Annotated in this window: 8 protein-coding genes; 3 read left to right on the top strand and 5 right to left on the bottom strand. The window is 70.1% G+C overall.

All coding sequences use genetic code 11. From position 1 onward, the window contains the following. Positions 1-191 (bottom strand): hypothetical protein (locus FKV25_RS00385; protein WP_211345329.1); only part of this gene is annotated, 191 nt, incomplete at its 3' end. Between the two features lie 527 nt (positions 192-718). On the opposite strand from FKV25_RS00385, the gene FKV25_RS00390 reads away from it, so the two are divergent. Next, positions 719-1,771: a LysR substrate-binding domain-containing protein gene (locus FKV25_RS00390; protein ID WP_141516813.1), complete on the top strand. Its 1,053-nt coding sequence runs from the start codon at positions 719-721 to the stop codon at positions 1,769-1,771. Between the two features lie 6 nt (positions 1,772-1,777). Here the strand turns inward: FKV25_RS00390 and FKV25_RS00395 are convergent, their stop codons facing one another. The 4 genes from FKV25_RS00395 to FKV25_RS00410 all read right to left on the bottom strand — a co-directional run bounded on the left by FKV25_RS00395 (position 1,778) and on the right by FKV25_RS00410 (position 5,539). Further along, positions 1,778-2,518: a 2OG-Fe dioxygenase family protein gene (locus tag FKV25_RS00395; protein ID WP_141516814.1), complete on the bottom strand. Its 741-nt coding sequence runs from the start codon at positions 2,516-2,518 to the stop codon at positions 1,778-1,780. 9 nt (positions 2,519-2,527) lie between these two features. Next, on the bottom strand, positions 2,528-2,926 hold the full coding sequence (locus tag FKV25_RS00400; RefSeq protein WP_141516815.1) for an MAPEG family protein: 399 nt from the start codon (positions 2,924-2,926) through the stop codon (positions 2,528-2,530). A gap of 97 nt (positions 2,927-3,023) precedes the next feature. Beyond that, entirely contained in the window at positions 3,024-4,760 is a 1,737-nt protein-coding gene (locus tag FKV25_RS00405; protein WP_141516816.1) for a M28 family metallopeptidase, read from the bottom strand. A 98-nt stretch (positions 4,761-4,858) separates the two neighbouring features. Continuing rightward, on the bottom strand, positions 4,859-5,539 hold the full coding sequence (locus FKV25_RS00410) for a DUF4097 family beta strand repeat-containing protein (RefSeq protein WP_141516817.1): 681 nt from the start codon (positions 5,537-5,539) through the stop codon (positions 4,859-4,861). Positions 5,540-5,693: 154 nt separating this feature from the next. On the opposite strand from FKV25_RS00410, the gene gpmI reads away from it, so the two are divergent. Both gpmI and FKV25_RS00420 read left to right on the top strand, forming a co-directional pair. After that, entirely contained in the window at positions 5,694-7,256 is a 1,563-nt protein-coding gene (gene gpmI, locus FKV25_RS00415; RefSeq protein WP_246071794.1) for a 2,3-bisphosphoglycerate-independent phosphoglycerate mutase, read from the top strand. Beyond that, the coding region (locus FKV25_RS00420; RefSeq protein ID WP_425462591.1) for a murein hydrolase activator EnvC family protein at positions 7,256-8,042 on the top strand (787 nt) is incomplete at its 3' end. The genes gpmI and FKV25_RS00420, both read left to right, overlap by 1 nt.

Genomic DNA, 8,042 nt, shown 5'->3' on the forward strand with positions numbered 1-8,042 from the left:
ACGCTCGGCTTGTTCGCCGACTGCGCCTCGAAGCCCATCGCGGCGGCATCGTCCTTCAGCACGACGATGTAGCGGCCTTCGATCGGCGCCTTGGCGAAGCGAAGCTCGGCTTCGGCGGCGCTGGCGTGTCCGGCGCCAAGGATCAACACGGCGCCGACGCTGGCGGCGAGAATGGTCTTTCTGCGATTCACGATACTACCCTCACTGGCTGTATTGGTTGCCCGTGGGTCGAGCCCACGGAATGGATCGCAAACAAATACCGGCCTTCCCCTGATCTGCCCCATGCGGCAGCGCCGATGTGCGATGGGCGTCGAGTCGATTTCACGCGGCATGCGGGTCTTGCGCCCGACTTGGCCTGCATCACGCGCCACAGGGACCTGGACTGGGGCCCCCGTCGCGACTTCCCCTCTCGTCGACAGGCCAAGTGAACTCCGGGCGGGGCCGGCCCGTCCAATACAGATAACGCATGACCTTATCCACCTTTTCGCTCATCGGTTTTCCGGATGTGCTTATCCGGAAACTGGATAAGCGCGCTGTCATTGCTGCGACGGCGATGCCGGTTTTACCGGGGCCTTCCGTGGTGCTATACGGGTAGTGACCCCATTGGGATGGCTGACTCCGGCTGGGCATGGCCAGGAGTGAGGCAGCGCGGTCCCGCGACTACGCTACGTGGCTGCCTTTGGCAGCGACGGGCGGTTGCTTGCGCAAGGACGTTGCCATGACACTGAAAGAGTTGCGTTGCCTGCTGGCCATCGTCGATGCCGAGCTGAACATCAGCGCGGCGGCCGAGATCATGCATGCCAGCCAGCCCAGCCTGTCGCGCCACCTCAAGCTGCTCGAGGACGAACTGGGCTTCCAGATCCTCATGCGCCATGGACGCAGCATCAGCGGCATCACGCCTGCCGGGCAGGAAGTCATCCGCCTGGCACGCCGCGTCGTCAACGATGTCGCCAGCATCCGGGCCTACGCGGCCAACGTACGCGGCGAGGAGACCGGTGACCTGGTGCTGACCACGCCGCAGACCTACGCGCGCCACGTGCTGCCGCCGGTGCTGTCGACCCTCATCCAGCGCTATCCCCGGCTCAATGTGCGCATCCAGAACATGGGCGAGGGTGCGGCGCCGGAGCGTGCCTGCGACAACGGCGGCGACATGATGCTGGTGAGCACCGCCGGCGACCGCGTACCACCCGGCGTGGCGCTGCCACTATTCCGTTGGAAGCGCATGGTGCTGGTGCCGCGCGGACACGCGCTGGCACGCCTGGACCGCCCGGTTGCCCTGGGCGAGCTGGCCCGGCACGCGCTGGTCACCTACGAATCCTCACGGCGCTCGGACTCGTCGTTGTGCCGCGCCCTGAGCGACGCCGGCCTGCGGGCGCGCTTTGCCTGTTCGGCCGAGGACGCGGACCTGATCAAGGTCTACGTCCGCGCCGGCCTGGGCGTGGGCCTGGTCGGTGAGCTGGCACTGGAGCCGGCGGACCACCAGGAGTTCGTCGTGCTGCCGGCCGACCCGGCCCTGCCCGAGTGCGTGGCCTGGGCGATCCTGCCGACCGGGCGGGTGGTTCGAGACTATGCGCTCGACCTGATCCAGTTGCTGGCGCCTCAGCTCGACGTCGACGACATCCGCCGCGCGGTGGATGGCAGCGCCCGGCCGGCCTGGCCGCGACCGCGGCTGTGGCAGTCCGACTACGAGGACGTCGGCACGCCGGTGCTGCCGAGCCGGCCGATCAGCGGCGTCACGCGCTTGCCGATGCAGACCACCTATCTGGGCTGAAGCGCGTCACGCGGTGCGCTCGGCGTCGCGCAGGGTGACCACCAGCACGTCGCGGTGCGACGGCAGCGCGGGATCGATCGCCTCGACAGGCGTGACGCCGTGGAACACCCGGGCATCGTCGACCAGTGCGGCATCGAACGGCCGGGTCAGGGTGAAAGCGCCTACTTCGCGGCCTTGCATGTCGTGGATGCTGGTGGTGCCGCGCGCGATGTTCTCGCGGTCGACCAGCAGCACCAGCACGTAATCGACGCCGTCGCGATGCATGCCCTCGGGCGTCGGCTGGCCGGGGGTATCGACCTGCGCCTCGATGCGGAACTGGTGGACCTCGACGTGCCAGCGGGCCACGCATGGCGCCAGCGAGCCGAACAGCGACTGGCAGTGCCGCAGGATCGCGTGCAGGCTCTGGCTGTCGCCGATGGCCGGCAGGATCGGCTCGAACCAGCGCTCGATGTCGCCTTGCAGCGCGTTGTAGTCCAGGCTCTGGAAATGAGGCTGGTGGGCCTGCCGGACCGCGGCACCCGCCGCCGGGCCGCGGCTGCACAGGCTGTAGACCGCATGCCGGCGCCGTCGCTGCTTGCCCAGTTTCTCCAGGTAGCGATCGGGTGCGAGGTCGTTCCAGCTGTCGCGGAAGGCGGCCCAGTCCTCGAGCGCGCCCTGGTCTTCCAGCCAGGCCTGCATGGTGTCGGCGGCGACGAAGCAGAAGCCGTCGTCGCGCAAGGCGTCCAGGAACTCGGGCGATGGGCGCATCGGCAGTGCTCAGCGGCCGACCTGGAGCGCCGCCATGACCAGCAGCGCCAGCACGCAGAGCAGTCCACCGAACCAGCTCAGGGTGCGCAGCAGGTGCTTGTCGGCCAGGTAGAACAGGCCATGCAGGAGCCGGAAGGCGGTGAATGCCAGCGCGAGCCCGGCAATCCGTGCTTCGGCCACCCCTGCCAGTTGCGCCATGACCACGCCGGCCGCGAACGGGGCGAAGGCCTCGAAGGCATTCGCATGCGCGGCGTTCGCGCGCCGCGTGCGCGGATCCTCCTGCCGGTCCATCCAGCCGCGCGGATCGCGGTTGTTGTAGCGGGGCCCGCCGCCCTTGGCGATGGCGACCCAGACGTAGGGCAGGAGCGCCGCGATCAGGACGCACCAGTAGGCGGTGGTAAGGGTCATGGCCGTCGTGCCGTAGGGGAATGCGACAGCGTAGCCGAAAACAACGACGGCACCTTGCGGCGCCGTCGTCATGTCGAACTAGCCGATACTCATCAGATCAGCCGCCATCCCCGCCGACGAGCTTGTCGTGCGCGGCGCGGAAGGCGTTGCCCTCGTACCAGTTCGGGCGCTTGTCGCTGCCGGCGAGGTCGCGGCCGACGCCGTACAGCGCTTCCAGGTCCTGGACCACGCCCTCCATGTTCCAGCTGTCGCTGAACTCGTCGGCGGCCTTGTGGTAGCGGTTGTCGCGGTAGTCGCGCTGCGCCGCATGGCCGGCCTCGCTGCCGCCGTCGACCAGGTCGTCGCCGCCCTTGGCATACAGCGCCGGCACGCCCGCCTTGGCGAAGTTGAAGTGGTCGGAGCGGAAGTAGAACCCGTCCTGCGGCGTGGCCTCGGGCACCAGGGTGCGGCCCTGCTCGTCGGCGTGCACCTTCAGCATGTCCTCGAGCTCGGAGCTGCCGAAGCCGACCACGGTCATGTCCCTGGACGGGCCGATCACCGGCATCGCGTCGAGGTTGATCACGCCGACGGTCTTGTCCAGCGGGATCGCCGGATGGGCGACGTAGTACTTCGAGCCCAGCAGGCCGGACTCCTCGAGCGTCACCGCCAGGAACAGCACCGAGCGCTCGGGTGCCGGATCCTGCGAGGCGAAGGCCTCGGCGATCTCCATGATGCCGGCCACGCCGGTCGCGTTGTCCACGGCGCCGTTGTAGATCTGGTCGTCGTCCGCGCTGGCGGCCTCGCCGTGGCCTTCGTGGCCATGGTTGCCCAGGTGGTCCCAGTGCGCCATGTACACGACCGCCTCGTCCGGACGGGTGCTGCCCGGGAGCAGGGCGACCACGTTCTTCGAGGACTTCTCGGCCGTGGTGCTCTTGAGGTCGAGCGACAGGGTGGCGTCCAGCGGAATGGCCTTGAAGCCCTTCTTGTTGGCGGCGACGTACAGCTGGTCGAGGTCCTGGCCCAGGTCGGCCAGCAGCTGGCGACCCGCGTCGGCGGTGATCCAGCCCTGCGCCGGCAGGCGCGGTTCCGGGTCGTCCTTGGCCGGCAGGTCGAACTGCGGGCCCGACCAGGAGTTCTTCACCACGTCCCAGCCGTAGGACGCGCCCTCGGTGTCGTGGATGATGATCGCGGCGGCGGCGCCCTGGCGGGCGGCTTCCTCGTACTTGTAGGTCCAGCGGCCGTAGTAGGTCATCCGCTTGCCTTCGAACAGCGACTCGTCCTTGGCGTGGAAGCCCGGGTCGTTGACGAACATCACGACGGTCTTGCCCTTCACGTCGACGCCGGCGTAGTCGTTCCAGCCCTGCTCGGGCGCATTCACGCCGTAGCCGACGAAGACCAGTTCGCTACCGTCGATCTTCACTTCGGGCTCGCCGGTGCGGGTGCCGATGACCATGTCGCTGCCGAACTTGAGTTCGCGCGGCTCGCCGTTCACGTCGAGCTTGAGCACGGTGGACTCGTCCGCGGTCGTCTCGACCATCGGCACGTCCTGGAACCAGCTGTCGCCGTTGCCCGGCTTGAGGCCCATCGCCTCGAACTGGGACTTGAGGTAGTCAAGCGTCTGGGTCTCGCCTTCGCTGCCGGGCGCGCGGCCCTCGAACTCGTCCGAGGCGAGCGTCTTGACGCGCTCGGCGAAGTCGCCGGCGTTGATGCCGGGTTCGAAAACGTGGGTGGCCGTGTCCTTGGCGGGTGTGGCGGCGGTGCCGCCGGCGTCGGGCGTGGCGGGCTGCGAACAGGCCGACAGGACCAGGGCGGCGGCCACCAGCTGCGTGGCGGTGTGGAGCGGGGTGCGGGACATCGAGCCTCCGTTGGAGCGGTTGCAACAAAGTCCCGATCATACGATGGCGGCGACCACCGTGCCGGACGGGGCGCACACGGCGCCCCGCCGGGCCCTGTTCATTCTGTCGGGGCGGTGTCGCCGGAGTAGCGGACCGCGGTCGCGCCGGTGATCGCGCCGGTGCGGGCGGTGTCGTGGATGTACAGCAGCACCTCGCGCTCGAACACCAGCGGGCCGTCGACCACCGCGTCCGGACCGATCACCACGCGCGGCGGGCGCCCGTTCTTGTTGATGCGGAACCACTGCGGGCTCGGCTTCTCGTAGCGGATGCCGCCGCGCACGTGCGAGCCCGCACCCACGGTGAGGTCGCCGCTCACGGTCTCGATGCCGCCGCCGACGTCGGCGTCGACCAGGCCGATGGAGCCGTTGACCGTCTCCACGTCGTCGGCGACGTTGCCGCCCAGGCCGATGAAGATCCCGCCGTTGACGGTGCTCACGCCGCCCTGGACCTGGACGCGTTCCTCCAGGCGGATGGCGCCGTTGACGGTCTCCAGGTCGCCGGTGCGGGCCGAGGCGCCGACCTTGATGCTGCCGTTGACGGTCTCGGCGTCGGCCACCTGGGCGTTGTCGCCGATGCGGATGCTGCCGTTGACGGTTTCCAGGGTGCCGTAAGTCTGGCCGGCCTCGGCGGTGATGCTGCCGTTGACCTTGTCGATGTTCTGCTGGGCGAAGGCCGCGGCCGGCGCGAGCGCCAGGGCCAGGGCGAGGGGAACGAGGCGGAGCGGCTTGCTTGCGGTCATGGGCGTGTCCGTTCAGTGGGGTCGGAAGGAGGGATGCGCGGTGCATCGCGAAGGTTTAAGGCGGCGTCCGGGCGATCCGGCCGTCGCGCCGTCTCCGCTACAATCGCAGGCCCATGCACCCCGGGCACCTGCCCGAAGTCACGGAAGCCCCCACGTGTCCCAGACCCAAGCCACCGCCGCCGAGCGCGCCCCCGACCGCATCAAGCCGGTCGTCCTGCTGATCCTGGACGGTTGGGGCCACCGCGAGGATCCCACCGACAACGCGCTCGCCGCCGCGACGCTGCCCAACTGGGACGCCCTGCTGGCGGAGGCGCCGCACACGCTCATCCACACCGAGGGCCGCCATGTCGGCCTGCCGGACGGGCAGATGGGCAATTCCGAGGTCGGCCACATGAATCTCGGCGCCGGGCGCATCGTCTACCAGGACCTGACCCGCGTGGATGCGGCGATCGAGGATGGCAGCTTCTTCGCCAACGAGGCCCTGCGCGACGCCTGCGCGGCGGCCAAGGCCAGTGGCGGCACCCTGCACCTGATGGGCCTGCTGTCGCCCGGCGGCGTGCACAGCCACGAGTCGCACATCTTCGCGATGATCGATATGGCCCGCCGGGAAGCCGTGCCGCACGTGGCCGTGCATGCCTTCCTCGACGGCCGCGACACCCCGCCGCGCTCGGCAGAGGCCAGCCTCAGGGCGCTCCAGGAAGCCTGCCAGAAGGCCGGCAACGCGGAGATCGCGAGCGTCGGCGGGCGCTACTTCGCCATGGACCGCGACAACCGCTGGGACCGGGTGCGCCGCGCCTGGGACGCGATGGTCGAGGCCGCCAGCGAGCACCATGCGCCCGACGCGCTGACCGCCCTGGCCGATGCCTACGCGCGCGACGAGAACGACGAGTTCGTCTCGCCCACCGTGATCGACGACGGCGCGACGATGCGCGACGGCGACGCCGTGGTCTTCATGAACTTCCGCGCCGACCGCGCCCGCCAGCTCGCGGCGGCCTTCATCGCGCCGGACTTCGAGGGCTTCCATGCGCGCCGCCCGGTGCTGTCGCGCTTCGTCTGCCTGACCGAGTACGACGCGCGCCTGCAGGCGAGCCTGGCATTCCCGCCCGACGACCTGCGCCACACCCTGGGCGAGGTCCTGGAAGCCAACGGCCTGGCCCAGTTGCGCATCGCCGAGACCGAGAAGTACGCCCACGTCACCTTCTTCTTCAGCGGCGGCCGCGAGACGCCCTATGCCGGCGAGGAGCGCATCCTGATCCCCAGCCCGCAGGTGGCGACCTACGACCTGCAGCCGGAGATGAATTGCCCGCAGCTCACCGAACAGCTGGTCGAGGCGATCGGGTCCGACCGCTTCGACGCCATCGTCTGCAACATCGCCAATCCGGACATGGTCGGCCACACCGGCGTGTTCGACGCGGCGGTGAAGGCGGCCGAGGCCGTGGACGTGGCGATCGGCGCGGTGCGTCGCGCGGTCGAGGCCAGGGGCGGTGCCCTGCTGGTCACCGCCGACCACGGCAACCTGGAGATGATGCGCGACCCGGCCACCGGCCAGGCCCACACCGCGCATACGACCGGACCGGTGCCGCTGGTGTACGTCGGGCCGCGAAAGGCCACGCTGCGCAGCGGTGGCGCCCTGCGCGACATCGCTCCGACGATGCTCGACCTGCTCGGCCTGCCGCAGCCGGCCGAGATGAGCGGCCAGAGCCTGCTGGAGGCCTGATGCGCGCCAGGCCCGTGCTTGCCGCTGCCCTGCTCGCCGGGGCCTGGCTGGGCCTGTCGGCGCCACTCCCCGCGGCCCAGGACCGCGGCGAGACCGAGCGCAAGCTCGACGCCATCAAGGACGAGCTGCGTTCGGTCGCCGCCGAGCGCCGCCGCCTCGAGGGGCAACGCGGCACCGCGCACCGCGAGCTGCGCGAGGCCGACGAGAAGGTGGGGCAGTCGAACCGGCGCCTGCGCGAGATCGAGGCCGAACTCGCCGCGCAGCGCGAGGCGCTGGACGAACTGGAAGCACGGCGCGCGACGATGCAGGCGGCCATGTCGGGCCAGCGCGAGGAACTCGCGCAGCTGGTCCGCGCGGCCTACGCGCAGGGCGGCGACGCGCCGCTGAAGGTCCTGCTGGCGCAGGACAGCGTCGCCGAGGCCAACCGCCTGCTGACCTACCATCGCTACATGCAACAGGACCGGATGAAGCGCATCCGCGAGCTGGCGTCCCGGCTGGAGGCGCTGGATGCGGTCGAACGCGACATCGCCGCGCGCCGTCAGGTGCTGGAGGATTCGCGTGGGCGCCTCGACGCGCAACTGGCGACCCTGCGCGAAGACCGCAACGCACGCGAGGCGGTGGTCGCCAACCTGGACAAGCGATACAAGAGCCGGCGCGACCGCGAGCAGGCCCTGGGGCGCGACGCGAAGGGGCTGGAACAGTTGCTGGCACGACTCCGCGCCGCAGCGGCGAAGGCCGAGGCCGAGCGCCGCCGCATCGCCGCCGAACGCGCTGCCGCGGCAGCCG

The sequence above is a fragment of the Marilutibacter aestuarii genome (assembly GCF_006546775.1).
GTDB classification, from domain to species: domain Bacteria; phylum Pseudomonadota; class Gammaproteobacteria; order Xanthomonadales; family Xanthomonadaceae; genus Marilutibacter; species Marilutibacter aestuarii.